This is a genomic window from Actinomadura sp. NPDC048394, assembly GCF_040651755.1.
Taxonomy (GTDB): domain Bacteria; phylum Actinomycetota; class Actinomycetes; order Streptosporangiales; family Streptosporangiaceae; genus Spirillospora; species Spirillospora montaniterrae.
The window spans coordinates 85,679-108,560 of sequence record NZ_JBEZJL010000001.1 but is presented as its reverse complement, the minus strand read 5'-3'; the positions used below and the strand labels follow the sequence as shown (position 1 = coordinate 108,560).

Below are 22,882 nucleotides of genomic sequence, written 5' to 3'. Positions count from 1 at the left end.
GGGGGGGGTCAGGGGTGGGGGTTTTCGAAGAGGGCGCTTACGGATTCGCCGTTGTGGATGCGGCGGACGGCCTCGGCGAGGGCCGGGGCGATCGAGAGGACACGGAGCTTGTCGTCGCGTTCGGCGGCCGGGACGGGCACCGTGTTGGTGCAGACGATCTCCAGCACGTCCGGCTCGGCGGACAGCCGCTTCAGCGCGCCGGCCGCGAACAGGCCGTGGGTGCAGGCGATCCGGATCGTGCGGGGGCCGAGCTCGCGGAGCCGGTCCAGCAGCTCCAGGACGGTGCTGCCCTTCGCGATCTCGTCGTCCAGCACGATCACGTCCCGGCCCGCGATCTCGCCGATGACCGAGCTGATCTGCACGCGGTCGTCGGAGAAGCGCTGCTTGGCGCCGGCCGCCACCTGCACGCCGAGCAGCCGCGCGAAGGCGGCGGCCTCCTTGGCGTTGCCGAGGTCCGGCGAGACGACGGTGGTACGCGACAGGTCGTACCGGCGGAAGTGCTCGGCGAGCTCGCGGAGCGCGTGCAGGTGGTCGACCGGGACCGAGAAGAAGCCGTGCACCTGCGGCGAGTGCAGCGTCATGGCGAGGACGCGGGACGCGCCGGACGCGACGAGCAGGTCCGCGACGAGGCGGCCGCCGATCGAGATGCGCGGCGCGTCCTTCTTGTCGGAGCGGGCGTAGGAGTAGTGCGGCATCACGACGGTGATGCGGCTCGCGGACGCGCCGCGCGCCGCGTCGCACATGAGGAGCAGCTCGACCAGGTTCTCCTGGACGGGCGCGACGAGCGGCTGGATGAGGTACACGTCCCGCTCGCGGCAGTTGGCCTGGAGCTGGACCTCGAGGCAGTCGTTGGCGAACCGGGAGACCCGGGCCGGGCTCAGCGGCACGCCGAGATGGGCGCAGACCTCGGCGGCGAGCTCGGGGTGGGCGCTCCCGCTGAACACGGCGATCTCTCGCACGAACCGCTCCTCACAGGTGGACTCCGGCGGGCCTCGGACATGCTATTGGGCGGGGGCCGCCCGGTCCCGGACCGCGTCCGGCGGCGTCACGGTGTGAGGGGCTTGCGGCGGGGCCGGATCGTGCGGTGGCTGATCAGCCAGCGGCCGCCGTCGCGGACGACGGTGTCCTCGTAGGTGGCGCTGGCGCAGCTGTGGTCCGCCAGTACGGCGATGGCCTTGGAGACGGCGCGCGCGGTGTCCCCGTCGCCGGCGGTGACGACGACGTTGGTGACGTGGTGGGCGAGGGGGTTGCGGTCGCCGAGGTCCAGGCCGGCTTGTTTCAGCGCGGCGCGGCCTTCGATCAGTCCGCCGCCGACCGCGGTCACGTCGTAGACGACGTCCTCGGTGAACAGCTCCGTCATGCGGTCGAGCTCGCCGGTGTCGGCGTAGTGGCCGTGCAGCGAGATCAGGTCGGTGATCGCGAGCCGGTCCTCGATGGTGAGGGGCATGGGATTCCTTCCGGAGAGATAAACGGGGAACTCCCCGTTTATCGGTCAGCGTAGCGGGGCCGTCCGGGCGGGGCAACGGCCGCCGCCTCGCGAAGCACGGGACGCACCGTGCCGTGCTGGGCTAGCGTTCAGCGGGGGAACGCCCCCACGGTCGTCCGCGCAGAGGCAGGCATGAGCACAGTTGCGGCCGAACAGGCCGGCGGCGGCTTCCACGAGGAGTGGGAGGCCGGGCCCACCGTGGCCAGGATGGTCCTCGGCGCCCAGCTGCGGCGGCTGCGCGAGGCCGGCGGCCACAGCCTGGAGGACGCCGAGGCCGTGCTGCGGCGGCCGAGGGAGTGGATCAGCCGGCTCGAACTCGGCCGGGCGGTGCTGCGGCTGCGCGAGGTCGCCGACCTGTGTGCCGCCTACGGCGCGACGGACCGCGCCGCGCTCGCCACGCTCCTCGGCCTGGCGCGGCAGGCGAACGCGCCGCGCTGGTGGGCCGCGTTCCGGGACGTGGTCCCGCCCTGGTACGAGCCGTACCTGGAACTGGAGCAGTCGGCCAGCCTCATCCGCGCTTACGAGGCGCAGGTCGTCCCGGACCTGCTGCAGACCGAGGCGTACACGCGCGCGTTGATCGAGGAGCATCGGCCCGCCGGTGACGCGGAACGGCTCGCAGCGCTGCGGGCCATCCGGTGGCGCATCCTGGACAGGCCCGTGCCCGCGCGTCTCTGGGCGGTGATCGAGGAGGCCGCGCTGCGGCGCGCGCCCGGCGGGCGGGCGGTCGCGTTCGCGCAGTTCGAGCACCTGCTGGACGTCTGCGACCTGCCGCACGTCACCCTGCAGGTGCTGCCGCTGGCGGCGGCCGAGGCGCCGCCCGTCGCCGGCGGCTCGTTCACGCTGCTGCGGCCGCCGCAGCCCGAACTGCCCGACGTCGTGTACGTGGAGCGGCTGAACGGGGCGGTGTACCCGTCCGGGCCGGACGCGGTGCCCTACTGGCACACGATGAACCGGCTCGTGCTGGCCGCCGCGCCCGCCGCCGCGACGCAGTCGATCCTGTGGCGGATCCTGCGCGGGCTGTGACGGCGATACCGCCACGGCCGGGCCGCCGGGCTGGCAGCATGAAGGCGAACAGGTCCGCTCCCTGCCGGCAAGGGCGACCCGACATGATCGACGACGTTTCCCGGCCCACCTGGCCGGACGACTTCATCGGCGCGCTCAACGCGCTCTACGACTCCTGCAACCGGCCGCCGTACCGCAAGCTCGCCGAGGTCTCCGAGCATCTCGGCGACGTGTACGGCCGGCGGGACCTGCCGTCGCTGTCGACGACCGGGATCTTCGACGTGCTCGCCGGGCGGCGCAAGCGGCTCCCGTCCGCCGCCTGGGTCGCGAGCTTCGTGCTGTCCTGCCAGCGCCGCGCGTGGGAGACCGGCGTCCGCCCGGACGATCCGGGCACCGCGTCGCTGCCCGGCTGGCAGGCCCGGCTGCGCGCCGCCCGGTCCGCGGCCCGGGACGTCCCGCCGCCGCGGCCGCCCGCGGGTGGGGCGGCGCTCGCGCCGCCGGAGCGCGAGCCGGCCAGGCGGGTGCGGCTGACGGAGTCGCAGCGGGCGACCGTCGCCGGGTACGGCCCGCACGGCCGGGGCCTGCTCGGCCGCGCGGCGGCCGGGGACGCCGACGCGCTCTACCGGGTCGCGGTGCTGCTCGGCACCGATCCCGCCCGGGGCGAGGAGACCGTCCCGCTGCTGATCGAGGCCGCGGCGGCCGGCCATCCCGGCGCGCTGGACCTGCTGGACGCCTCGCCGGACGGGCTGGACGCCCAGGAGGCGGCACGCCACGCCCACCGGCTCGGCGACCGGGCGGGCCGGGGCCGAGAGAGGGCCGGCCGGGAGGTCGCGCTCGTCTACTACCAGGCCGCCGTGCGGGGCGGGCGGCTCGACGCGGCGTTCGCGATCACCGAGATCCTGCAGCACGCGGGCGAACCGCCCGGCGGCGGACGCCCCGGCTAGGCCTGCGCCTAGGGTTTGCGGCCGACGCCGCCGTAGGCGTCCACGGGCTCCGGCTCGGTCCCGACGGTCACCTCCGGCCGCCACTCGTTCACCGGGACGACGCCGGGCTCCAGCAGCTCCAGGCCGTCGAAGAAGCGGCGGATCCGCTCGGGCGTGCGCAGCACGAGGCCGGCGTTGCCGGAGGCGTTCCACACGTCGACGATCCGGTCCGACGCCTCGCCGTGGACGACGTTCGTCCCGTCGTACATGGCGAAGTAGCTGCCGGGCGCCGCAGCGTCCAGCAGCCGCCGGACGATCGAGTACGCCTGCTCGTCGTCGGTGATGAACTCGAGGATGCCCATCAGCGTGAACGCGACCGGCCGGTCGAAGTCGACGGTCTCGGCGGCCTTCGCCAGGATGCGCTCCGGGTCGCGCAGGTCGGCGTCGATGTAGGCGGTCACGCCCTCGGGCGTGCTGGTGAGCAGCGCCTGCGCGTGCGCGAGGACGAGCGGGTCGTTGTCGACGTAGACGATCCGCGCGTCGGGCGCGGCGCGCTGCGCGACCTCGTGGGTGTTGTCGACGGTGGGCAGGCCCGTCCCGATGTCGATGAACTGGCGGACGCCCGCCTCGGCGGCCAGGTGCCAGACGACCCGGTTGAGGAACAGCCGGGAGGCGCGGGCGAGGCGCGCCACGTCCGGGAGCATCCCGAGGATCTGGTCGCCGACCTCCCGGTCCACGGGGTAGTTGTCCTTGCCGCCCAGCCAGTAGTTCCAGATGCGCGCCACGTGCGACACGCTCGTGTCGATCTCGGGCGCGGGCCCGGTTCCGCTCATGCGCACTCCCTTGTCCGCGATGGACCGCCGGCACCACCATCCTGACGGCACTCCCCCGGCGGCGACAGCTTTCGCCGTCACCCGCCGTCCCGGTGCAGTTCCCTGGGACGAGGCGCGTCAGCCGCCGCCGCGGCGCGGCAGGGAGCCGCGGATCACTTGAGGAGCTGGCGGGCGATGACCATGCGCTGGATCTGGTTGGTGCCCTCGTAGATCTGGGTGATCTTGGCGTCGCGCATCATCCGCTCCACCGGGAACTCCCGCGTGTACCCATACCCGCCCAACAGCTGCACCGCGTCGGTGGTGACGTCCATCGCCACGTCCGAGGCCAGCGCCTTGCACGCCGACGACACCAACGTCAGGTCCGCGATCTTCTCGCCGTGCATCGCGCGCTCGGACTTGATCGCGGCGTGGTAGGTCAGCTGCCGCGCGCCCTCCAGCCGCATCGCCATGTCCGCCAGCATGAACTGCACACCCTGGAAATCAGAGATCGGCTTGCCGAACTGCCGGCGCTCCTTGACATAGCCGAGCGCGAAGTCCAGCGCGCCCTGGGCGATCCCCAGCGCCTGGGCGGCGATGGTGATGCGGGTGTGGTCCAGGGTGGCCAGCGCGGTCTTGAACCCGGTGCCCTCGGCGCCGATGATCCGGTCGCCCGGGATCCGCACGTCCTCCAGGATCACCTGCCGGGTCGGCGACCCCTTGATGCCCAGCTTGCGCTCCTTGGGCCCGAACGACACCCCCGGATCGGACTTCTCCACCACGAATGCCGAGATCCCCCGCGCCCCGGCCGACGGGTCGGTGACCGCCATGACGGTGTAGTACTCCGACACGCCCGCGTTGGTGATCCACATCTTGGCGCCGTTGAGCACCCAGGCGTCCCCGTCACGCACCGCACGGGTCTTCATCCCACCCGCATCCGACCCCGCATCGGCCTCCGACAGGGCGTAGGAGAACATCGCCTCCCCGCGCGCCACCGGCCCCAGGTACTTGCGCTTCAGCTCCTCAGAACCCGACAGCAGGACCGGTACCGTGCCGAGCTTGTTCACCGCCGGGATCAGCGAGGACGACGCGCACGCCCGCGCGACCTCCTCGATCACGATCACCGTCGCCAGCGCGTCCGCACCCGCACCCCCATAAGACTCGGGCACGTGCACCGCGTGCAGATCATTGGCGACCAGCGCGTCCAGGGCCTCCTGCGGGAACCGGGCGTCCTCGTCCACCTCCGCCGCGAACGGAGCGATCTTGGCATCCGCCAGCTCACGCACCGTCGCCCGCAGCAGCTCCTGCTCCTCCGACGGCGCGTACGCGGGAAAGTCGCTCATCGTTCCTCCGGGTGGCCGGCGCGGGCGGCCGTTACTTTGACGACCAATATTTGGACGCCAAAGTAAGCGAGCCGGGCGCGGCCGGTCAAGGCGGCGGCGCGGCCCGCGAGGGTGGCCATCGCCACAGTCGCCTCAGAGGTGCTCCAGCAGCCTGGCCAGCGCCGGGTTGTCGTTCCCGCGCCGCCAGGCCAGGCTCAGCTCCACCGGGGCCGGGTCGGGCAGCTCCAGCGGACGGAACGTCAGGCCCGCGTACCGCAGCCGCGCCGCCGCCTCGGGGACGAGCGCGAGCCCCCACCCGCCGTCCACCAGCGCGAGGATGCTGTGCACCTGGCTGAGGTACTGCACGTACACCGGGACGGCGCCCGCCCGGCGGAACAGGCCGACCAGCAGCTCGTGGAAGTACCGCGCCTCGACCGGCGAGTACATGATGAGCGGCAGCCCGTCGAAGGCGTCCAGCGGCAGGGGCCCGCTCCCGGCGGCGAGCGGATGCCCGTTGGGCACGGCGGCGAGCAGTGCCTCGCGGTCGGCGACCCGCTCCGCCAGCTCCGGCGCGGCGACGGGCGGGCGGACCAGGCCGAGGTCGAGGCCGCCCTCGGTGAGGGCCCGCAGCTGGTCGCGGGTCACCATCTCGCGCAGGACGATCTCGACGTCCGGCAGCGCCGACCGCGCGGTGTCCAGCAGCCGGCCGAGCGCGGCGTACGCGCTCGCGGCGGTGAACCCGACCGCGATCCGCCCCGCCTCCCCCGCCGACACGCGCCGCGCCGACAGCGCGGCGTGCTCGGCCTGGTGGAGCAGGCGCCGCGCCTCGTCCAGGAACGCGCGGCCGGCCGGGGTGAGCCGGACCGAGCGGTTCGTCCGGTCGAACAGCCGCACCTGCAGCTCGCCCTCCAGCAGCTGGATCTGCCGGCTCAGCGGCGGCTGCGTCATCCGCAGCCGCTCGGCGGCCCGGCCGAAGTGCAGCTCCTCGGCGACGGCGACGAAGCTCGCGAGCTGGGTCAGGGTGAACAAACGATTCCCTACGGGTATCAGTGGATCCGAAATTCGTGTTGGACCTGGATCAATCGGCCATCCTAGCCTCGGGGCATGAGCCAGCACGCGCCCGACGAGACCGCCCGGCTGCTCGGCTCCGGGCTGCTGTCGTTCCCCGTCACCCACTTCCGCGACGACCTGTCCTTCGACGAGGACGCCTACCGCGCCAACGTCGCGCGCCTCGGGCACGAGGGCGTCGCGGGGCTGTTCGCGGCGGGCGGGACCGGCGAGTTCTTCTCCCTCACCCCCGCCGAGGTCGGACGGGTCGTCCGCGCCGCCGCGGCCGAGGTGCCGGACGGCGTCCCGCTGATCGCGCCCGCCGGGTACGGCACGGCCACCGCCGTCGAGATGGCCCGCGACGCCGAGCGGGCGGGCGCCGACGGGATCCTGCTGTTCCCGCCCTACCTCACGGAGGCGCCGCAGGACGGGCTCATCGCGCACGTCCGCGCCGTGTGCGAGGCCACCGGGCTCGGCGTGACGGTCTACAGCCGGTCCAACGCCGTCTACCAGGACGGGACCGTCGCGCGGCTGGCCGAGGCGTGCCCCACCCTTGTCGGGTTCAAGGACGGCGTCGGCGACCTGGAGCTGATGACGCGTATCCGGTCGCGGCTCGGCGACCGGCTCGTCTACATCGGCGGGCTGCCGACCGCGGAGACGTTCGCGCTCCCCTACCTGGAGATGGGCGTGACGACCTACTCCTCGGCCATCTTCAACTTCGCGCCGGAGTTCGCGCTCGGCTTCTACAAGGCCGTCCGCGCCCGCGACCGGGACGAGGTGCGGCGCCGCCTCGACGGGTTCGTGCTGCCGTACTGCGAGATCCGCAACCGCGGCAAGGGGTACGCGGTCAGCATCGTCAAGGCCGGGATGCGCGCCGTCGGACGTCCCGCCGGGCCCGTCCGCCCGCCGCTGACCGACCTGACCGACGCCGAGTTCGCCGAGCTGGCGGCGCTCGTGGAGAAGGTGCTCTGACGTGCGGGGCGGCGGGGCGGCGACGCCGGACCGGATCGCCTGGGTCGAGCTGTCGTCGGTCACGCTGCCGCTCGCCGTCCCGGTCAGCGACGCGAAGGTGCTGACCGGGCGGCAGCGCCCGATGACCGAGGTCGCGCTCCTGTTCGCCGAGATCGGCACCGAGGACGGCCACGAGGGCATCGGGTTCGGCTATGCCAAGCGGGCCGGCGGTCCGGGCCAGTTCGCGCACGCCGCCGAGATCGCGCCCGCGCTGATCGGCGAGGACCCCAGCGACATCGGGCGGATCTGGACGAAGCTGGCCTGGGCGGGCGCCTCCGTCGGCCGCGGCGGGCTCGCCGTCCAGGCGATCGCCGCGATCGACATCGCGCTCTGGGATCTCAAGGCAAAGCGGGCGGGGCTGCCGCTGGCCAAGCTGCTCGGCGCGCACCGCGACTCCGTCCGCTGCTACGACACCTCCGGCGGGTTCCTGCACACGCCGCTGGAAGAGGTCGTCGGCAACGCGGAGGCGGCGCTGGCGTCCGGGATCGGCGGCGTCAAGATCAAGGTCGGGCATCCCGACCACGCCGAGGACCTGCGCCGCGTCACCGCCGTCCGCGAGCGCCTCGGCGACGCCGTCCCGCTGATGGTGGACGCGAACCAGCAGTGGGACCGGCCCGCGGCGCTGCGGATGGGCCGCGCGCTGGAGGAGTTCGGCCTCACCTGGATCGAGGAGCCGCTGGACGCCCACGACGCCGAGGGCCACGCGGACCTCGCCCGCGCGCTCGACACCCCGATCGCGACCGGCGAGATGCTGACCAGCGTCGCCGAGCACTGCGCGCTGATCGACGCCCGCGCGGCCGACGTCCTCCAGCCGGACGCGCCGCGCATCGGCGGCATCACCGAGTTCCTGAAACTCGCCGTGCTCGCCGACCACCACCGGCTGCGGCTGGCGCCGCACTTCGCGATGGAGATCCACCTCCATCTCGCCGCCGCGTACCCGTCCGAGCCGTGGGTCGAGCACTTCGACTGGCTGGACCCGCTGTTCGACGAGCGGCTCGAGATCAGCGGCGGGCGGATGCACGTCCCGGCGCGTCCCGGGCTCGGCATCACGCTCAGCGAGCAGGCCCGCGCCTGGACGACGCGGCGGACCATTATCGGCGCGCGGCCGTGAGGTGCCCTTCGGTTGACCGGACAGGATTCGAACCTGCGACCCGCTGTTTGTAAGACAGCCGCTCTGCCGACTGAGCTACCGGTCATCGCCGCCGGAACGGCGCCGCCGGAAACGCCCCCGCGCCGTTTCCGGACGTCCCCCGGGCTGGATTCGAACCAGCGATCGCCCGCTTATCATACGGGTGCCCTCACCAGGCTGGGCCACCGGGGATCGTGCCTTTCCGTCTCGCCGGAAAGGCCCGGCTGCTGGAGCAGGATTCGAACCTGCACCTTCGTGGTTCAGAGCCACGCGTCCTTCCGTTAGACCATCCAGCATCGCGGGAACGCATCCCGCGCCGTGCCGCCCGGAGGAGTCGAACCTCCATATCCGGGGTAAGAGCCCGGAGTCCTCCCATTGAACGAGAGCGGCGTGTCCCGCCTTGCGAGCCGCACCCGGGAATCGAACCCGGTACTCCTGGGTGGAAGCCAGGTGCCTCACCATTTCGGCTTGTGCGACGGAGCGGAGCCGGCGGGCTCCGCGGTACCTCTGCCAGGACTCGAACCCGGGCTCCCGCGTTCGTAGCGCGGTGCTCTGTCCACTGAGCTACAGAGGCCTGCGTGGCCATCCGAGGAGTCGAACCTCGTCCTCCCGGTTTTCAACCAGGCGCTCATCCCCATGAGCTTGAAGGCCGTCGGGAAGCACGGACTCGAACCGCGTCTCTCCCGCTCCCAAGGCGGGCGGGGCACCGCATCCCCTTCTTCCCGTGGTCCGCGCGGGCGGGACGCCCGGCGCGGCCGTGGATCGGACCGGACTCGAACCGGCAACCTCCCGCTTGCGGGGCGGGCGCTCTCCCAATTGAGCTACTGACCCATGGATCGTGCGATTCAGTTGTCAATGGTCGCGAATGCGCGCAGCACGAGAAGAACGGTCGGCAAAGGGAACGGATGAGCATGAAAAAGGCCGCCGGGTCGTCACCCTGGCGGCCTCCGGCGGAACCTTGCGGCCCTATCCGGTGGCGCCTCGGGGAACGGCGAAACCTCGCTGCGGTCGAGCGGCGACGGGGATGCCCTGCGCCTGCGGCACCTGCTTGACGATGGTCGTCCCGATCATCTCCGCGGCTCCCTTCCGGCTCGTCCCGTGCGGTTCGTTACTCATATGGTGCGGGACGCCGAATGAATGCGCAACACCTTTTTCCCATGAATCGCCCCGGACCCCCGAAAGGGAGCCCGGGGCGGTCCGGGAATGGACGTCAGGCGGCCCGGCCGCGGCGGGTGCGGGCCGGACGGCCCCCGCGCGAGGGGGTCAGCAGCCGGGCCAGCACCCGGAACGGCAGGGTCACGATGTCCACGATCGTGCCGATGATGGCGCTGAGCGCTGCAGTGATGCGGCGCATGGGGATCCACTCCTTCAGGTCGTCCTGGTGGAACCCATACCCTCACGTGGCGTTCTACACGGGACGCGCGCCGATGACCACCGTGGCGGCGTGCTCGTCCGACCGCGCGACGGACGCGGTGAGGCCGCTGCGCGCGACGGCGTCCAGGGCGTCCGGGACCTGCCGCTCGACGGTCTCGAACAGCAGGTGCCCGCCCGGCGCGAGCCATCGCGGCGCCTCGGCGGTCACGCGCCGCAGCACGTCGAGGCCGTCGGCGCCGCCGTCCAGCGCGACGAGCGGCTCGTGCGCCCGCGCCTCGGCGGGCAGCAGGCCGACCTCGCCCGTCGGCACGTAGGGGACGTTGGCCAGCAGCACGTCGACCCGTCCTCGCAGGTTGGCGGGCAGCGCGTCGAACAGGTCCCCCTCATGGACGCTCCCGCCCGCGGGGACGACGTTGCGGCGGGCGCACCGCACCGCGGCCGGCTCGATGTCGGCGGCGTGCAGTTCGAACGCCTCCAGGCCCGCGACGAGCGCGACGCCCAGCGCACCGGACCCGCAGCACAGGTCCACGACGACGGGACGGGCCGGCAGGAGCCCGGCCGCCCGCTCGACGAGGAACTCGGTGCGGCGGCGCGGGACGAAGACGCCGGGCCCGACCGCGATCCGAAGCCCGCGGAAGGCGGCCCAGCCGAGGACGTGTTCGAGCGGGAGCCCGGCGGCCCGCCGCTCGACCATCGCGGCCGCCTCCTCGGGCGTGCGGGCCGTGGAGAGGATCAGTTCCGCCTCGTCCTCGGCGAAGACGCAGCCCGCGGCACGGAGCGCGGAGACGGCGGAGCCGAAAGGAAGGGAGGGCGAAGCGTGAGCGGACATGGCGCCTTTCGGGGAGACCGGCGGGCGCTCCTCGGTCGATCCGTCGCGGACTCCGGAAACACTAGCGCAGGCGGTGCAACCTCCCCGGCCGCACCGGTGTTGACCGGGAGAGGCACGCAACGGACGAGAGGGGGCCCGCACCATGGGCGGCAACGCCGGCGGCTACGCGGAGAGGGTCGCGGAGGGCGACTGGGCGGCGATCGGCGCGGAGGTGGACGCCTACGGCTGCGCGATCACCCCGCCGCTGCTGACCGGGGAGGAATGTGCCGAGATCGCCGATCTGGCCGAGATCGCCGATCTGTACGACGACGCGGGACGCTTCCGCTCGACGATCGACATGGAGCGGTACCGCTTCGGCGCGGGCCAGTACCGGTACTTCGCCGAGCCGTTCCCCGAACCCGTCGCCGCGCTGCGGGAGGCGCTGTACCCGCGGCTGCTGCCGATCGCCCGCGACTGGGCCGCCCGGCTGGGCCGTCCCGCGCCATGGCCGGACACGCTGCCCGAATGGCTCGGCATGTGCCATGACGCGGGCCAGCGGAAGCCGACGCCGATCCTGCTGCGCTACGGCAAGGACGACTGGAACGCGCTGCACCGCGACCTGTACGGCGACCTGGTGTTCCCGCTGCAGGTCGTGATCGGCCTGGACGAGCCGGGCGCCGACTACACCGGCGGCGAGTTCCTGATGGTCGAGCAGCGGGCCCGCGCACAGTCGCGGGGCACCGCGACGCTCCTCCCCCGAGGCCGCGGCCTGGTGTTCACGACGCGGGACCGGCCGGTGCGGACGCAGCGCGGCTGGTCGGCGTCGCCCGTCCGGCACGGCGTCAGCGTCGTCCGGTCGGGGCGCCGGCGGACGCTCGGCCTGGTCTTCCACGACGCCGCCTGACCCGCCACGGCGCCGCCTGACCCGCCATGTCGCCGCTTGATCCGCCATAGCGGCGGCCTGCGACCGGTCATGGCACCGTCCGGGGGGCGCGACAATGGAGCGTTGACCGGGACGGGGGGCGAGCATGATGGAGAAGAGCGCTCTGAAGGCCGACTGCGCGGCCTGCTTCGGCCTGTGCTGCGTCGCGCTGCCGTTCGCGAAGTCGGCCGATTTCGCGGTGGACAAGGAGGCGGGGCGGCCGTGCCGCAACCTGCTCGCCGACTTCCGCTGCGGTATCCACACCGAGCTGCGGGAACGCGGCTTCCAGGGCTGCACGGTCTTCGACTGCTTCGGCGCGGGCCAGAAGGTGTCGCAGGAGACCTTCGCCGGCCGGGACTGGCGGCAGGGCCCCGAGGTGTCGGGCCCGATGTTCCGGGTCTTCCCCGTGATGCGGCAGTTGCACGAACTCCTCTGGTACCTGGCGGAGGCGCTGGAGATGCCCGCAGCCGCGCCCGTCCACCCGGAGATCCGCAAGGCGCTGGACGAGACGGACGCGCTGACCCGCGGCGGCCCCGGCGAGGTCGCCGCCGTGGACGTGGCGGCGGTGCGGGAGAAGGTGAACGTCCTGCTGCTGCGCGCCAGCGAGGAGGTGCGGGGGAAGGTCCCGGGCCGCAAGCGGAACCACCGGGGCGCCGACCTCATCGGGGCGCGGCTGCGCGGCGCGGACCTGCGCGGGGCGAACCTGCGCGGCGCCTACCTGATCGCGGCGGACCTGCGGAAGGCGGACCTGCGGGCGGCCGACCTGATCGGCGCGGACCTGCGGGACGCGGACCTGTCCGGCGCCGACCTGACCGGCGCGCTGTTCCTCACCCAGGCGCAGGCCGACGCGGCGCGGGGCGACGCCGCGACCCGGCTGCCGGGGACGATCGCCATGCCCGCCCGCTGGACGTCCGGCCCGTCCTGACCCGCTCCATCCCGCCCCGACCTGCCCCCGCCTGCCCGCCTGATCTTGTTTAGTCCCTGTTCGAGGGGGCATTTCCGCAGCGCACGGCGTCAGGGGGGCACGTGGCACGGGTGAGATGGTGGGGCACGGGGCTCGTCGTCCTGGTGCTGCTGATCCTCGGCCTCCTGCTCCCCCTGGTCGACAAGGCGCTCGGCAGCGGCGAGACGGCGCTCGCGGCGGGCACGGTCATCGCCGTCGGCACGGAGCGCGCGGGGGGCGTCCGCCCGGTGACGTTCACGGTCCCGGCCGCCGGATGGGTCCTGAACGAGGCGCGGTCCTCGCTGACCAACAACGCCGAGGTGTCCCGCGACGAGGTCATGGTCAACCTGAACGTCGTCATCCCGCTGGGCTCGCTCGACAACCGGAAGCTGTGGGACGGCTTCGGCCGGATCGTGTCGATGGGCGGCGCGCGGCTGCTCGGCGGCCCGTCGGCCGTCACGACCCGGCACGGGATGGCCGGGCTGACCGGCGGGCTCGCCGGGCACGGCAAGGTCGGCTCGGCGACCGTGTTCACCAGGGACGACCTCGGCGCGACGGTCACCGCGTCCGGCCCGCCGGACGCGTACCGGACGCTCGCGGACCAGGTGCGGGCGATGGTCCTCAGCGTCGAGATCGCGCCATGACGCGCCGTCCCGCGTTCTGGCTGTGGGCCGTGATGTGCCTGCTCGGGCTCTGGATCGCGATGGGCGCCATGGAGGCGCAGATCGGCGAGTTCCCGGCGGGCGCGCTGACCGGGCTCGTCCTGCTGGCGCCCGTGCTCGCGGCGGGGGTGTGGGCGCTGCGGCGGCTGCATCCGGTGCGCCCGCGCCCGCTCGGGTACGCGCTGATCGCGGTGGCGTGGGGCGGGCTGGCGGCGTTCGGCACCGCGCTGCCCGCCAACGCCGCGTTCCAGGCGATCATCGCCAAGACCGCCGGACCGGAGTTCAACGCCGACTGGGGCGCGTCGATCGCCGCGCCCGTCGACGAGGAGCTGCTGAAGCTCGCGGGGGTGGCGGTGCTGGCGCTGATGGCGCCGCGCGCGGTGCGCGGGCCGCTGGACGGCTGGGGCTACGGCGCGCTCGCCGGGTTCGGGTTCCAGATCGCCGAGAACTTCCTGTACGTGCTGAACACGATCGTGCTGACCGGCGGGACGCAGGACGCGAACGCGGCGTTCTTCACCTTCGGCGGCCGGGTGATCGGCGGCGCCTGGTGGAGCCACTGGGCGATGACCGCGGTCGGCGGCGCCGGTCTCGGCTGCCTGCTCGGGCGGGCGTCCCGGGGCACCGCCGCGCTCGCCTGCGCCTCGGTCGTGCTCGCGATGGCGCTGCACGCGTGGTGGGACTCCCCGCTGCTGCCGGGCGCGGCGCTGCTGCCGGTGAAGGGGCTGCCGATCCTGCTGGCGGCGGTCGTGGCGTACCGGCTGGCGCGGCGGCACTACCTGGCCCGGTTCCGGAGGGCGGCGCGCGAGGAGACCGCGCGGGGCGTGCTCGTCCCGGGCGAGGACCGGGTGCTGGCGTTCCGCAAGTGGCGGCGCAAGGAGCGGTGGGACGTGCCGGGCGGGGAGCCGCGGCGCCTGCTGTCCCGGCTGCGGACCGCCGAGCTGGACCTGCTGGAGGACGGGTTCGGCGGCCTCGAACCGGATCCGCGGGCGGCGGACCGGCTCCGCGCGGAGATCGCCGTCCTGCGGCGCCGGCTCGAGGCGGCCCGCGCGGGCCCGGTTCCGCCGGGCACCGGCACCGCCCCTCCCCGCGCCGTCTCGCCCGATGGCCCCCCGCCTCCTCCCGGCAGCGCGCGTCCGGACGCCGCCCATCCGGACGCGGCCCGTCCCGACAGTGCCTGACCGTCAGCTCGCGCGGCGCCGGACGGAGGCCGCCGCGAGCGCCGCCGCGCAGACGGCGGCGGCAACGAACAGGGCGCGCGCAGCCTGGCCGCTCTGGTGCCCGACCGCCGCGAACGCGCCCATGATCGCGACGCCGAGGGTCGCGCCGAGCTGGCGGACCGCGTTGAGCAGTCCCCCGGCGGCGCCGGCGGTCCCCTCGGGCGCCGCCGTGACGACGAGGGTCGCGAGCGCCGGGAGCGCGAACGAGACGCCGAACCCCGTGCACAGCAGGCCCGCGAGCAGCGCCGGGTAGGACGCGCCCGCCGCCATGACGGCGCCGAGCAGCACGCCGCCCGCGGTCAGCAGGCCGAGCCCGGCGAGGACGGGCGGGCGCGGCCCGGTCCTCGCCACGATCCGGCCGGTGAGCAGCGGGTTGAACGCGAACGGCAGCGTCATCGGCAGGAACGCGAGGCCGGTCCGCAGCGCCGACATCCCGAGCGCCTCCTGGAAGACCAGCGGGAGCACGAACAGCACGCCCGTCATCACGAAGTTGACCACCGCGCCCGCGACCAGCGACCCCGGCATTCCGGGCGCGCGCAGGACCGCGGGGACCAGCACGGGCGCCGTGCTCCGCCGCTCCAGCACGGCGAAGGCGATGGCGGCGGCGAGCGTCCCGGCCGCCGAGCAGGCCGCGTGGACGGCGGAACCGGAGCCGAGCGCGATGAGCGCGTCGGTGAGCAGCCCGAGCGTGACGCACGCGACGAGCTGGGCGGTCCAGTCGATGGTGCGGTCGCCGCGCGGGCAGTGCACGCGGGGCCCGGCGACCAGGGCGAGGACGACGGCGGCGAGCGGCACGTTGATCAGGAAGATCGCCCGCCAGCCGGCCAGCCCGACCAGGGCGCCGCCCGCGATCGGCCCGGCGGCGAGCGCCGCGCCGCTGGTGGCCGCCCACGCCGCCACGGCCTTCGCGCGCTCGGCGGGGACCGGGTAGAGCCGGCTGATCATCGCCATGGAGGCGGGCACGCACGCCGCGGCGGCGACGCCGAGCACCGCGCGCAGCGCCACGAGCGTCCACAGGTCGGGCGCCAGCGAGCTGAGCAGCGACGCGAGGCCGAACACGGCGATGCCGGCGCGGAACGCGCGGTGCGCGCCGTAGCGGTCGGCGACCGCGCCGGCCGACAGCAGCAGCGCGCCGAACACGACCGTGTAGCCGGTGACGGCCCATTGCAGGCCCGCGACCGTCCCGTGCAGGGAGCGGGCGAGGTCGGGCTCGGCCACCGACAGGACGGTGGTGTCGAGCAGCACCATGAAGTAGCCGAGGGATATGCCGAACAGGGCGGGGCGGCGCCGCGCGCCGGCGGCCGCCGCCGCGTCCGGGGAGAGGACCGTACTCATGGCGCCCAGTCTCGAAAGGGCGAGCCCAGGGCTCCACCGGCCCGCCCGCACGCGGCGTTCGGAATATCCGAACGCTCCGCCGGGGTTGCCGTGGGCATGGAACTGCGCCAGCTGCGGACCTTCGAGGCCGTCATCGAGCACGGCACCGTCACCGACGCCGCGAACGCGCTCGGCCTCGCGCCGTCGTCGGTGTCGGAGCAGATCCGGACGCTGGAGCGGTCCCTCGGCGTCGACCTGTTCGACCGCGGGCCCAAGGGGATGCGGCTGACCGGGGCGGGCGAGCGGATGCGCGGCTGGGCCGGGCGGCTGCTGGCTCAGGCCGAGGAGGCCCGCCGCGAGGTCACGGGCGGGCCCCCGGTGGTGCGGCTCGGCGCGCTGGAGACGATCGCGGCGACGCACGTGCCCGCCGTGCTGGCGCGGGTCGCCGAGCGGCGGCCCGGCCTGCGCGTGGAGGTCCGCTCCGACGCGGCCCGCGACCAGCTCCTCGCCGCCGTCGCCGCCGGCGAGCTGGAGGCCGCGCTGCTGCTGGACGCCGGCACCGGCCTCGGCGACCTCGGCTTCGCCCCGCCGCCCGCGCCGCTCGGCTTCGTCGACGTGGAGCCGGTCCCGCTCGCGCTGGTCGCCGCGCCCGGCCACCCGCTCGCCGCCGCGCCGCGGGTCGCCGCCGCCGACCTCGCGGGCGAGCGGCTGCTGGTCAACGTGCCGGCCTGCTCGTTCTGGCTGGCCGGAGAGCGGATCATCGGGTCCGGCGTGGAGCGGGTGCGGGCGGGCAGCGTGACGGTCATGGCGTCGTGGGCGGAGCGCGGGCTCGGCATCGCGCTGGTTCCGGAGTTCGCCGTCCGGGACCGGCTCGGCTCCGGCGCCCTCGCCCGCCTCGCGCTCGACGCGCCGGACCTCAGCCTCCGCCTCGTCTGGCGCACCGACCGGGAGACGATGCCCGGCCTGCGCGAGGTGCTGTACGCGGCGAGCGCCTGACCGGCGTCACGGGGCCCGCGCGGTCACCACGCTGACGCAGTTCGCGGTGACGACGACCAGGATCGCGAGCCACTGCGTCCAGTGGAGCGCCTGCCCGAGGACGACCAGCCCCGCCACCGCCGCCAGCACCGGGTTCACGCTCATGAACACGCCGAAGAAGCGCGCCGGGACGCGGCGCAGCGCCAGCAGGTCGGCGAGGAACGGGACGGCCGACGACAGCACGCCCGCCGCGCCCGCGCAGGCCAGCGCCCGCACCGTCGGCGGATGGTGGACGAGGACGAACGCCCCGATCGGCACGAACGCCAGCCCGGAGAGCGCCGCCGCGGCGGCCGACCCCTCGGCGCCGGGCAGCGTCCGGCCGATGGACCGGTTGAGCAGGATGTATCCGGCCCAGCAGCAGGCGGCGAGCAGCCCGAGGCCGATGCCGAGGAAGTCGGAGGTGGGGCGCGGCCGGGTCAGCGCGACGACCGCCGCGGCCACGGCGGCGGCGCACGCGAGGTCGGTGCGGCGGCGCGAGCTCGCCAGCGCGACGGCCAGCGGGCCGAGGAACTCCAGGGTGACGGCCAGGCCGAGGCCCACGCGCCCGACCGCGGTGTAGAGCGAGAGGTTCATCGTGGCGAAGACCGCCGCGAGCGCCAGCACCGGACGCCACTGCGCGGCCGTGAAGGAGCGGAGCCGGGGCCGCCCGACCGCGAGCAGGACGCCCGCCGCGACCCACTGGCGCACCGCCACCACCCCGGCGGGCCCGATGACCGGGAACGCCAGCGCGCCGACGGCGGCGCCGGTCTGGTTGGACGCGGCGCTGGCGAGCATCATCGCCACCCCGGCGACACGGCCGCGCCCGCGCCCGCGCCGCGTCCGGACGTCCCGCAGCGGTTCCGCCCCCGTCCCCACAGAGCTGCCGGTCTTCATGCCCCGAGCATGCGGCGGCCCGTCGGTTGCACAAAATGCATGCACGAGCCCATCTATACGCTGGAGTCATGGATGTGGAGCTCCGGCAGCTGAGGGTCCTCGTCGCCATCGCCGACGCGGGCACGTTCACCGACGCCGCGATCGAGCTCGGCGTCTCGCAGGCGGCCGTGTCGCGGACCCTCGCCTCCCTGGAACGGGCCCTCGACGTCCGGCTGCTGCGCCGCACCAGCCGCAGCGTCACCCCGACCGCCACCGGCGTCCGCGTCCTCGCGCGGGCGCGGCGGCTGCTCGCCGAGGCCGACGACCTGGTCGCGGAGGCGACGAGCGGGCACGCCCGGCTGCGGATCGGGTACGCGTGGTCCGCGATGGGCCGGCACACCGTCGCGTTCCAGCGGCGCTGGCCCCGCCGCTGGCCCCACATCGACCTGCGCCTCGTCCGCACCAACACCGCGACGGGCGGCCTCGCCGAAGGCGCCTGCGACATCGCCGTGGTGCGCGTCGCGCCCGACCCGCGCCGCTTCGACTCCGTGGTCGTCGGCCTCGAACCCCGCTACTGCGCGATGGCGGCGGACGACCCGTGGGCGCGGCGCCGCTCCGTCCGGCTGGCCGACATCGCCGGCCGCACCCTGCTCGTCGACCGCCGCACCGGCACCACCACCGTGGACCTGTGGCCGCCCGGCGTGCGGCCCGCCACCCGCGAGACCGCCGACATCGACGACTGGCTCGCCGCCGTCGCCGCCGGCGGCTGCGTCGGCGTCACCGCCCGCAGCACCGTCGACCAGTACCGGCGGCCCGGCGTCGTCTACCGGCCGCTGCGCGACGCCGCGCCCATCGCCGTCCGGCTCGCGTGGTGGCACGACGACCCGCACCCCGCCGCCCGGCACGCCGTCGAACTGCTCACCGAGCTGTACCGGGACGGCTGACCGCCCGGCCCGTCGTTTGTGCACCGCCCCCTCGGGTACCCGCCCAGCGGATAGACGGCATGATCAGGAGGAGCGCGATGGCGGGACGGGGCGGCGGGAAGGGCGGCGGAAAGCAGCGGATGCCCGCGGGCTGGAAGCTGGTCTACGGGGTCAACGACCGGCTCGGCTCGACCACCTTCCTGCGCACCAACCTGGGCAAGGCGTTCCCGAAGCACTGGTCGTTCCTGCTCGGCGAGATCGCGCTCTACTCCTTCATCGTCCTCATCCTCACCGGCGTTTACCTCACCCTGTTCTTCCGGCCGAGCGGCGCGGAGGTCGTCTACGACGGCTCCTACGCCCAGCTGCGCGGCATGAAGATGAGCGACGCGTACGCGTCCACGCTGGACCTGTCGTTCGACGTGCGCGGCGGGCTGCTGATGCGGCAGATCCACCACTGGGCCGCGAACCTGTTCCTCGCGGCGATCTGCGTCCACCTGCTGCGGATCTTCTTCACCGGCGCGTTCCGCAAGCCGCGCGAGATCAACTGGCTGATCGGCGTCACCCTCTTCGCGCTGTCGGTGCTGGAGGGGTTCGCCGGCTACTCGCTCCCCGACGACCTGCTGTCGGGCACCGGGCTGCGGATCGCCGAGGGCATCGTGCTCTCCATCCCGGTCGTCGGCACCTACCTCATGTTCTGGATGTTCGGCGGGCAGTTCCCCGCGAGCGAGACCTTCATCCCGCGGCTGTTCACCGTGCACATCCTGCTGATCCCCGGGATCCTGCTCGCGCTCGTCACCGCGCACCTGATGATCCTCTGGCACCAGACGCACACCCAGTGGCCCGGCAAGGGGCGGCGCGAGCAGGCGGTGCAGGGCGAGCCGACGTTCCCGAGCTTCATGGCGCAGAGCGGCGCCTTCTTCCTCTACACCTTCGGGTTCCTGGCCGGGCTGGCCGCGTTCGTGCAGATCAACCCCGTCTGGCTGTACGGGCCCTACGACCCGGACGAGGTGTCGTTCGGGTCGCAGCCCGACTGGTACATCGCGTTCCTCGAAGGCTCGCTGCGCATCATGGGGCGGATCTCCACGACCGTCGCCGGGCACACCATCAGCTGGAACGTGCTGCTGCCCGCCGTCGTCCTGCCGATGGTGTTCTTCACCCTCATCGGCCTCTACCCGTTCTTCGAGCGATGGGCGACCGGGGACGAACGCATCCACCACCTGCTCGACCGGCCGCGGAACGCCGCGACCAGGACGGCGATCGGCGCCGCCGTCATCGCCTGGTACGGGAACCTGTGGGCGGCGGGCGGCAACGACGTCCTGTCCAACACCTTCAAGATCCCGCTGTTCTGGACGACCTGGTTCTTCCGTGTGGGGTTCTTCGTCTTCCCGGTGCTCGCGTTCATCGTCGCGCGCCGCGTCTGCCTGAGCCTGCAACGCCGCGACCTGCAGAAACGCGAGGAGGGCGTGGAGAGCGGGCTGATCTCCCTGACCCCGGAGGGCGGGTACACCGAGCGGCACGAGCAGTCGGCGCCGGAAGAGGCCGCCATCCTGCAGACTCGGCAGCCCCGCGAACTGGTCGCCGCCTACCCGCACCACATCATCCCGCTGCCGACGCCCGGCCGCGTCCGCACGCAGGTCCGGACCCGCACCAACCGGTTCTACCTGAACTACCAGACCGAGTCGCACGGCGGCGGGCAGGGCGACCTCAAGCGCGACGGCGCCGTGGAGAAGGAGAAGAAGGAAGGCTCATAGGCCCGGAGGATCTCCAACGCCGGAGCCCGGCGCCCCCCTCGCGGCGCGCCGGGCTCCGGCCGTACCACCGGAAAGGTCTGCTGCTCAGGCGCCGGCGGGAGGCTGCGGGAGCGCGGGCTCGGACTCCTGCGGGGGCTCCTTCGGCGGGTAGTGCAGGTCGAACGCCGGACGGAAGGAACGGATCCGCGGCATCGTCTCGAAGTTGTGGCGGGGCGGCGGGCACGAGGTCGCCCACTCCAGGGAGGCGCCGTGGCCCCACGGGTCGTCGGTCTCGACGGGCCGGGCGCGGCGGTGCGTCCGGTAGATGTTCCACAGGAACGCGAACGTGGACGCGCCGAGGATGAACGCGCCGATCGACGAGACGAAGTTCAAGGGCGCGAACTGCTTCGGATAGTCGGCGATGCGGCGCGGCATGCCCTCGGCGCCGAGCCAGTGCTGGACGAGGAAGGTCGTGTGGAAGCCGACGAACAGCGACCAGAAGTGAATCTTCCCCCAGGTCTCGTTCAGCTTCTTGCCGGTCATCTTCGGCCACCAGAAGTAGAACCCGCCGAACATCGCGAACACCACGGTGCCGAACAGCACGTAATGGAAATGGGCGACGACGAAATAGGAGTCGGTGAGGTGGAAGTCCATCGGCGGCGACGCGAGGATCACCCCGGTGAGACCGCCGAACAGGAACGTCACGAGGAAACCGATCGCCCACAGCATCGGCGTCTCGAAAGTGAGCTGCCCCTTCCACAGGGTGCCGACCCAGTTGAAGAACTTGATGCCGGTCGGCACCGCGATCATGAAGGACGTCATCGAGAAGAACGGCAGCAGGACCTGGCCGGTCGCGAACATGTGATGGGCCCAGACCGTCATCGACAGCCCGGTGATCGCGATCGTCGCGCAGACCATGCCGAGATAACCGAAGATCGGCTTCCGGGAGAACACCGGGATGATCTCGGTGACGATGCCGAAGAACGGCAGCGCCACGATGTACACCTCAGGATGGCCGAAGAACCAGAACAGGTGCTGCCACAGCAGCGCCCCGCCGTTCGCGCCGTCGTAGATGTGCGCGCCGAGCTTGCGGTCCGCCTCCAGCGCGAACAGCGCCGCCGCCAGCACCGGGAACGCGATCAGCACCATCACGCTGGTCAGCAGCGCGTTCCAGGTGAAGATCGGCATCCGGAACATCACCATGCCGGGGGCCCGCATCGCGATGATCGTCGTCATCAGGTTCACCGACGTGAAGATCGTCCCGAAGCCGGACACGATCAGTCCCATCACCCACATGTCGCCGCCCAGCCCCGGCGAGTACGTGGACGACGACAGCGGCGAATACGAGAACCAGCCGAACGCCGCCGCGCCGCCCGGCATCAGGAACCCCGCCAGCACCATGAGCGCGCCGAACAGGAACAGGTAGTAGCTGAGCGTGTTCAGCCGCGGGAACGCCACGTCCGGCGCGCCGATCTGCAGCGGCACGATCACGTTCGCGAACCCCGCGAACAACGGCGTCGCGAACAGCAGCAGCATGATCGTGCCGTGGATGGTGAACAACTGGTTGTACTGCAGGTTGTTCATCACCTGCATGCCGGGCTCCATCAGCTCGGCCCGCATGAACATCGCCATCAGCCCGGCGATCAGGAACATCGCGAACGACGTCCCGAGGTATAGGTAGCCGACCATCTTGTGGTCGGTGGTGGCGAGAACATCGCCGATCCTGGTCCCCTTGCGGTGGCGCGCCAGCGCGTCCGCGGCACTGGTGTCCGGCGTGCCCTGCACAGCCGTCATCCGGGCTCCCCTCCTCGTCCACTACCAACGGCTGGTAATGACCGGAGAAAAACCCTTCAAACGCGCGCCCGCGCCAGGTGCGGGCGGGCGCGCACGCGCGGGCTGGTGAGCGCGGGCACGCGGTGGTGGACGCCGTCACGCACCGCTACGCCACAAGCGCGCACACGCGGCCGGTGAGCGCGGGCACGCGGCACTGAACGCCGTCACGCGCCGCTGGGCGCGGGCGCGGGGGGTGGGTCAGGGGTGCCAGTGGGGGCCTTCGTCGCCGAGCTCGTCCTGGACGGGCGGGCGCTCGGTGTCGCGCATGTGCTCGGCGAGGCCCGGCTTGTTGTGGTGCCGCCGCTGGTAGGCCTGCTCGGCCGGGGTGCGGCCCGGGTCGGGGTCGACCGGCAGCGAGCGCAGCACCTCCGCCGCGCTGCCGTAGGTGCCGAGCGGCAGCGACGACAGCGCCCGCTCCTCCTCGCTCAGCGGGCGCTCGGCGTGCGCGTGCTCGACGATCCGCTCCTTGCTGGCGGGGAACGCCAGGTCCCCCAGCAGCTGCTCGACGCGTCTCGTGTCGGCGATCCTCATGGTGTGCTC

At 73.4% G+C, this 22,882-nt stretch carries 22 protein-coding genes and 9 tRNA genes; 11 read left to right on the top strand and 20 right to left on the bottom strand.

Features of this window, described 5'->3' with window-relative positions:
* Nucleotides 1-8: 8 nt before the first annotated feature.
* Both AB0C78_RS00570 and AB0C78_RS00565 read right to left on the bottom strand, forming a co-directional pair.
* Nucleotides 9-959: a ribose-phosphate pyrophosphokinase gene (locus AB0C78_RS00570; RefSeq protein ID WP_360740099.1), complete on the bottom strand. Its 951-nt coding sequence runs from the start codon at nt 957-959 to the stop codon at nt 9-11.
* A gap of 86 nt (nt 960-1,045) precedes the next feature.
* Entirely contained in the window at nt 1,046-1,447 is a 402-nt protein-coding gene (locus tag AB0C78_RS00565; protein WP_360740096.1) for a nuclear transport factor 2 family protein, read from the bottom strand.
* A gap of 171 nt (nt 1,448-1,618) precedes the next feature.
* Between AB0C78_RS00565 and AB0C78_RS00560 the strand changes: the two genes are divergently transcribed.
* Nucleotides 1,619-2,509: a helix-turn-helix transcriptional regulator gene (locus tag AB0C78_RS00560; protein WP_360740093.1), complete on the top strand. Its 891-nt coding sequence runs from the start codon at nt 1,619-1,621 to the stop codon at nt 2,507-2,509.
* Between the two features lie 83 nt (nt 2,510-2,592).
* Complete coding sequence (locus AB0C78_RS00555; protein WP_360740090.1) at nt 2,593-3,432, top strand: hypothetical protein; 840 nt, start codon at nt 2,593-2,595, stop codon at nt 3,430-3,432.
* An 8-nt stretch (nt 3,433-3,440) separates the two neighbouring features.
* Here the strand turns inward: AB0C78_RS00555 and AB0C78_RS00550 are convergent, their stop codons facing one another.
* The 3 genes from AB0C78_RS00550 to AB0C78_RS00540 all read right to left on the bottom strand — a co-directional run bounded on the left by AB0C78_RS00550 (nt 3,441) and on the right by AB0C78_RS00540 (nt 6,571).
* Nucleotides 3,441-4,244 carry an SAM-dependent methyltransferase gene (locus tag AB0C78_RS00550; protein WP_360740087.1) on the bottom strand — a complete coding sequence of 268 codons (804 nt, stop codon included), beginning with the start codon at nt 4,242-4,244 and terminating at the stop codon, nt 3,441-3,443.
* A 152-nt stretch (nt 4,245-4,396) separates the two neighbouring features.
* The gene (locus tag AB0C78_RS00545) at nt 4,397-5,563 is read right to left on the bottom strand and encodes an acyl-CoA dehydrogenase family protein (RefSeq protein WP_360740084.1); all 1,167 of its coding nucleotides are present in this window, start codon (nt 5,561-5,563) and stop codon (nt 4,397-4,399) included.
* A 132-nt stretch (nt 5,564-5,695) separates the two neighbouring features.
* Nucleotides 5,696-6,571 (bottom strand): LysR substrate-binding domain-containing protein, encoded by an 876-nt coding sequence (locus tag AB0C78_RS00540; protein ID WP_360740081.1) that lies wholly within the window; start codon nt 6,569-6,571, stop codon nt 5,696-5,698.
* Between the two features lie 75 nt (nt 6,572-6,646).
* On the opposite strand from AB0C78_RS00540, the gene kdgD reads away from it, so the two are divergent.
* Nucleotides 6,647-7,561 carry a 5-dehydro-4-deoxyglucarate dehydratase gene (kdgD, locus tag AB0C78_RS00535; RefSeq protein ID WP_360740079.1) on the top strand — a complete coding sequence of 305 codons (915 nt, stop codon included), beginning with the start codon at nt 6,647-6,649 and terminating at the stop codon, nt 7,559-7,561.
* A 1-nt stretch (nt 7,562) separates the two neighbouring features.
* Nucleotides 7,563-8,711 carry a mandelate racemase/muconate lactonizing enzyme family protein gene (locus AB0C78_RS00530; RefSeq protein WP_360740078.1) on the top strand — a complete coding sequence of 383 codons (1,149 nt, stop codon included), beginning with the start codon at nt 7,563-7,565 and terminating at the stop codon, nt 8,709-8,711.
* Between the two features lie 12 nt (nt 8,712-8,723).
* Here the strand turns inward: AB0C78_RS00530 and AB0C78_RS00525 are convergent.
* The 11 genes from AB0C78_RS00525 to AB0C78_RS00475 all read right to left on the bottom strand — a co-directional run bounded on the left by AB0C78_RS00525 (nt 8,724) and on the right by AB0C78_RS00475 (nt 10,932).
* A tRNA-Val gene (locus AB0C78_RS00525) sits at nt 8,724-8,796 on the bottom strand.
* Between the two features lie 50 nt (nt 8,797-8,846).
* Nucleotides 8,847-8,921, bottom strand: a tRNA-Ile gene (locus AB0C78_RS00520).
* 32 nt (nt 8,922-8,953) lie between these two features.
* A tRNA-Gln gene (locus tag AB0C78_RS00515) sits at nt 8,954-9,025 on the bottom strand.
* Nucleotides 9,026-9,048: 23 nt separating this feature from the next.
* A tRNA-Lys gene (locus AB0C78_RS00510) sits at nt 9,049-9,119 on the bottom strand.
* A gap of 15 nt (nt 9,120-9,134) precedes the next feature.
* Nucleotides 9,135-9,206, bottom strand: a tRNA-Gly gene (locus tag AB0C78_RS00505).
* Between the two features lie 25 nt (nt 9,207-9,231).
* Nucleotides 9,232-9,303: transfer RNA gene (locus tag AB0C78_RS00500), tRNA-Arg, on the bottom strand.
* 5 nt (nt 9,304-9,308) lie between these two features.
* Nucleotides 9,309-9,380, bottom strand: a tRNA-Phe gene (locus AB0C78_RS00495).
* A 1-nt stretch (nt 9,381) separates the two neighbouring features.
* A tRNA-Pro gene (locus tag AB0C78_RS00490) sits at nt 9,382-9,454 on the bottom strand.
* 33 nt (nt 9,455-9,487) lie between these two features.
* A tRNA-Ala gene (locus AB0C78_RS00485) sits at nt 9,488-9,560 on the bottom strand.
* Nucleotides 9,561-9,939: 379 nt separating this feature from the next.
* Complete coding sequence (locus AB0C78_RS00480) at nt 9,940-10,083, bottom strand: LPFR motif small protein (RefSeq protein WP_192809110.1); 144 nt, start codon at nt 10,081-10,083, stop codon at nt 9,940-9,942.
* A gap of 54 nt (nt 10,084-10,137) precedes the next feature.
* Nucleotides 10,138-10,932, bottom strand: a complete 795-nt coding sequence (locus AB0C78_RS00475; RefSeq protein ID WP_360740075.1) for a putative protein N(5)-glutamine methyltransferase — start codon at nt 10,930-10,932, stop codon at nt 10,138-10,140.
* Between the two features lie 142 nt (nt 10,933-11,074).
* Here AB0C78_RS00475 and AB0C78_RS00470 point away from each other — a divergent pair, with 142 nt between their 5' ends.
* From AB0C78_RS00470 to AB0C78_RS00455, 4 genes are all read left to right on the top strand, one after another.
* Nucleotides 11,075-11,815: a 2OG-Fe(II) oxygenase gene (locus tag AB0C78_RS00470; protein WP_360740072.1), complete on the top strand. Its 741-nt coding sequence runs from the start codon at nt 11,075-11,077 to the stop codon at nt 11,813-11,815.
* Between the two features lie 124 nt (nt 11,816-11,939).
* On the top strand, nt 11,940-12,758 hold the full coding sequence (locus AB0C78_RS00465; RefSeq protein ID WP_360740069.1) for a pentapeptide repeat-containing protein: 819 nt from the start codon (nt 11,940-11,942) through the stop codon (nt 12,756-12,758).
* Between the two features lie 101 nt (nt 12,759-12,859).
* Nucleotides 12,860-13,420: a hypothetical protein gene (locus AB0C78_RS00460; RefSeq protein ID WP_360740067.1), complete on the top strand. Its 561-nt coding sequence runs from the start codon at nt 12,860-12,862 to the stop codon at nt 13,418-13,420.
* Nucleotides 13,417-14,616, top strand: a complete 1,200-nt coding sequence (locus tag AB0C78_RS00455; protein WP_360740064.1) for a PrsW family intramembrane metalloprotease — start codon at nt 13,417-13,419, stop codon at nt 14,614-14,616. Before AB0C78_RS00460 ends, AB0C78_RS00455 begins: the two co-directional genes overlap by 4 nt.
* A gap of 3 nt (nt 14,617-14,619) precedes the next feature.
* On the opposite strand, the gene AB0C78_RS00450 is transcribed toward AB0C78_RS00455, so the two are convergent.
* Nucleotides 14,620-15,990, bottom strand: a complete 1,371-nt coding sequence (locus AB0C78_RS00450) for an MFS transporter (protein ID WP_360740061.1) — start codon at nt 15,988-15,990, stop codon at nt 14,620-14,622.
* A 96-nt stretch (nt 15,991-16,086) separates the two neighbouring features.
* On the opposite strand from AB0C78_RS00450, the gene AB0C78_RS00445 reads away from it, so the two are divergent.
* Nucleotides 16,087-16,965 carry a LysR family transcriptional regulator gene (locus AB0C78_RS00445; RefSeq protein WP_360740058.1) on the top strand — a complete coding sequence of 293 codons (879 nt, stop codon included), beginning with the start codon at nt 16,087-16,089 and terminating at the stop codon, nt 16,963-16,965.
* A 6-nt stretch (nt 16,966-16,971) separates the two neighbouring features.
* Here AB0C78_RS00445 and AB0C78_RS00440 read toward each other — a convergent pair whose 3' ends face one another.
* Nucleotides 16,972-17,877 carry an EamA family transporter gene (locus AB0C78_RS00440; RefSeq protein ID WP_360740055.1) on the bottom strand — a complete coding sequence of 302 codons (906 nt, stop codon included), beginning with the start codon at nt 17,875-17,877 and terminating at the stop codon, nt 16,972-16,974.
* A gap of 68 nt (nt 17,878-17,945) precedes the next feature.
* Between AB0C78_RS00440 and AB0C78_RS00435 the strand changes: the two genes are divergently transcribed.
* Together AB0C78_RS00435 and AB0C78_RS00430 are read left to right on the top strand one after the other, a co-directional pair.
* Nucleotides 17,946-18,800 (top strand): LysR family transcriptional regulator, encoded by an 855-nt coding sequence (locus AB0C78_RS00435; RefSeq protein ID WP_360740052.1) that lies wholly within the window; start codon nt 17,946-17,948, stop codon nt 18,798-18,800.
* 59 nt (nt 18,801-18,859) lie between these two features.
* Nucleotides 18,860-20,530 (top strand): ubiquinol-cytochrome c reductase cytochrome b subunit, encoded by a 1,671-nt coding sequence (locus tag AB0C78_RS00430; RefSeq protein WP_360740049.1) that lies wholly within the window; start codon nt 18,860-18,862, stop codon nt 20,528-20,530.
* A gap of 84 nt (nt 20,531-20,614) precedes the next feature.
* Here AB0C78_RS00430 and ctaD read toward each other — a convergent pair whose 3' ends face one another.
* Together ctaD and AB0C78_RS00420 are read right to left on the bottom strand one after the other, a co-directional pair.
* The gene (gene ctaD / locus AB0C78_RS00425; RefSeq protein ID WP_360740046.1) at nt 20,615-22,303 is read right to left on the bottom strand and encodes a cytochrome c oxidase subunit I; all 1,689 of its coding nucleotides are present in this window, start codon (nt 22,301-22,303) and stop codon (nt 20,615-20,617) included.
* A 237-nt stretch (nt 22,304-22,540) separates the two neighbouring features.
* Nucleotides 22,541-22,873 carry a DUF2795 domain-containing protein gene (locus tag AB0C78_RS00420; protein WP_151544161.1) on the bottom strand — a complete coding sequence of 111 codons (333 nt, stop codon included), beginning with the start codon at nt 22,871-22,873 and terminating at the stop codon, nt 22,541-22,543.
* Nucleotides 22,874-22,882 lie beyond the last annotated feature (9 nt).

Coding starts and splice junctions, on each gene's coding strand:
- AB0C78_RS00450 (WP_360740061.1), bottom strand. CDS start 15,990: ATGAGTACGGTCCTCTCCCCGGACGCGGCGGCGGCCGCCGGCGCGCGG.
- AB0C78_RS00475 (WP_360740075.1), bottom strand. CDS start 10,932: ATGTCCGCTCACGCTTCGCCCTCCCTTCCTTTCGGCTCCGCCGTCTCC.
- AB0C78_RS00435 (WP_360740052.1), top strand. CDS start 17,946: ATGGATGTGGAGCTCCGGCAGCTGAGGGTCCTCGTCGCCATCGCCGAC.
- AB0C78_RS00420 (WP_151544161.1), bottom strand. CDS start 22,873: ATGAGGATCGCCGACACGAGACGCGTCGAGCAGCTGCTGGGGGACCTG.
- AB0C78_RS00455 (WP_360740064.1), top strand. CDS start 13,417: ATGACGCGCCGTCCCGCGTTCTGGCTGTGGGCCGTGATGTGCCTGCTC.
- ctaD (WP_360740046.1), bottom strand. CDS start 22,303: ATGACGGCTGTGCAGGGCACGCCGGACACCAGTGCCGCGGACGCGCTG.
- AB0C78_RS00470 (WP_360740072.1), top strand. CDS start 11,075: ATGGGCGGCAACGCCGGCGGCTACGCGGAGAGGGTCGCGGAGGGCGAC.
- AB0C78_RS00545 (WP_360740084.1), bottom strand. CDS start 5,563: ATGAGCGACTTTCCCGCGTACGCGCCGTCGGAGGAGCAGGAGCTGCTG.
- AB0C78_RS00445 (WP_360740058.1), top strand. CDS start 16,087: ATGGAACTGCGCCAGCTGCGGACCTTCGAGGCCGTCATCGAGCACGGC.
- AB0C78_RS00555 (WP_360740090.1), top strand. CDS start 2,593: ATGATCGACGACGTTTCCCGGCCCACCTGGCCGGACGACTTCATCGGC.
- kdgD (WP_360740079.1), top strand. CDS start 6,647: ATGAGCCAGCACGCGCCCGACGAGACCGCCCGGCTGCTCGGCTCCGGG.
- AB0C78_RS00565 (WP_360740096.1), bottom strand. CDS start 1,447: ATGCCCCTCACCATCGAGGACCGGCTCGCGATCACCGACCTGATCTCG.
- AB0C78_RS00480 (WP_192809110.1), bottom strand. CDS start 10,083: ATGCGCCGCATCACTGCAGCGCTCAGCGCCATCATCGGCACGATCGTG.
- AB0C78_RS00465 (WP_360740069.1), top strand. CDS start 11,940: ATGATGGAGAAGAGCGCTCTGAAGGCCGACTGCGCGGCCTGCTTCGGC.
- AB0C78_RS00430 (WP_360740049.1), top strand. CDS start 18,860: ATGATCAGGAGGAGCGCGATGGCGGGACGGGGCGGCGGGAAGGGCGGC.
- AB0C78_RS00560 (WP_360740093.1), top strand. CDS start 1,619: ATGAGCACAGTTGCGGCCGAACAGGCCGGCGGCGGCTTCCACGAGGAG.
- AB0C78_RS00550 (WP_360740087.1), bottom strand. CDS start 4,244: ATGAGCGGAACCGGGCCCGCGCCCGAGATCGACACGAGCGTGTCGCAC.
- AB0C78_RS00440 (WP_360740055.1), bottom strand. CDS start 17,877: ATGAAGACCGGCAGCTCTGTGGGGACGGGGGCGGAACCGCTGCGGGAC.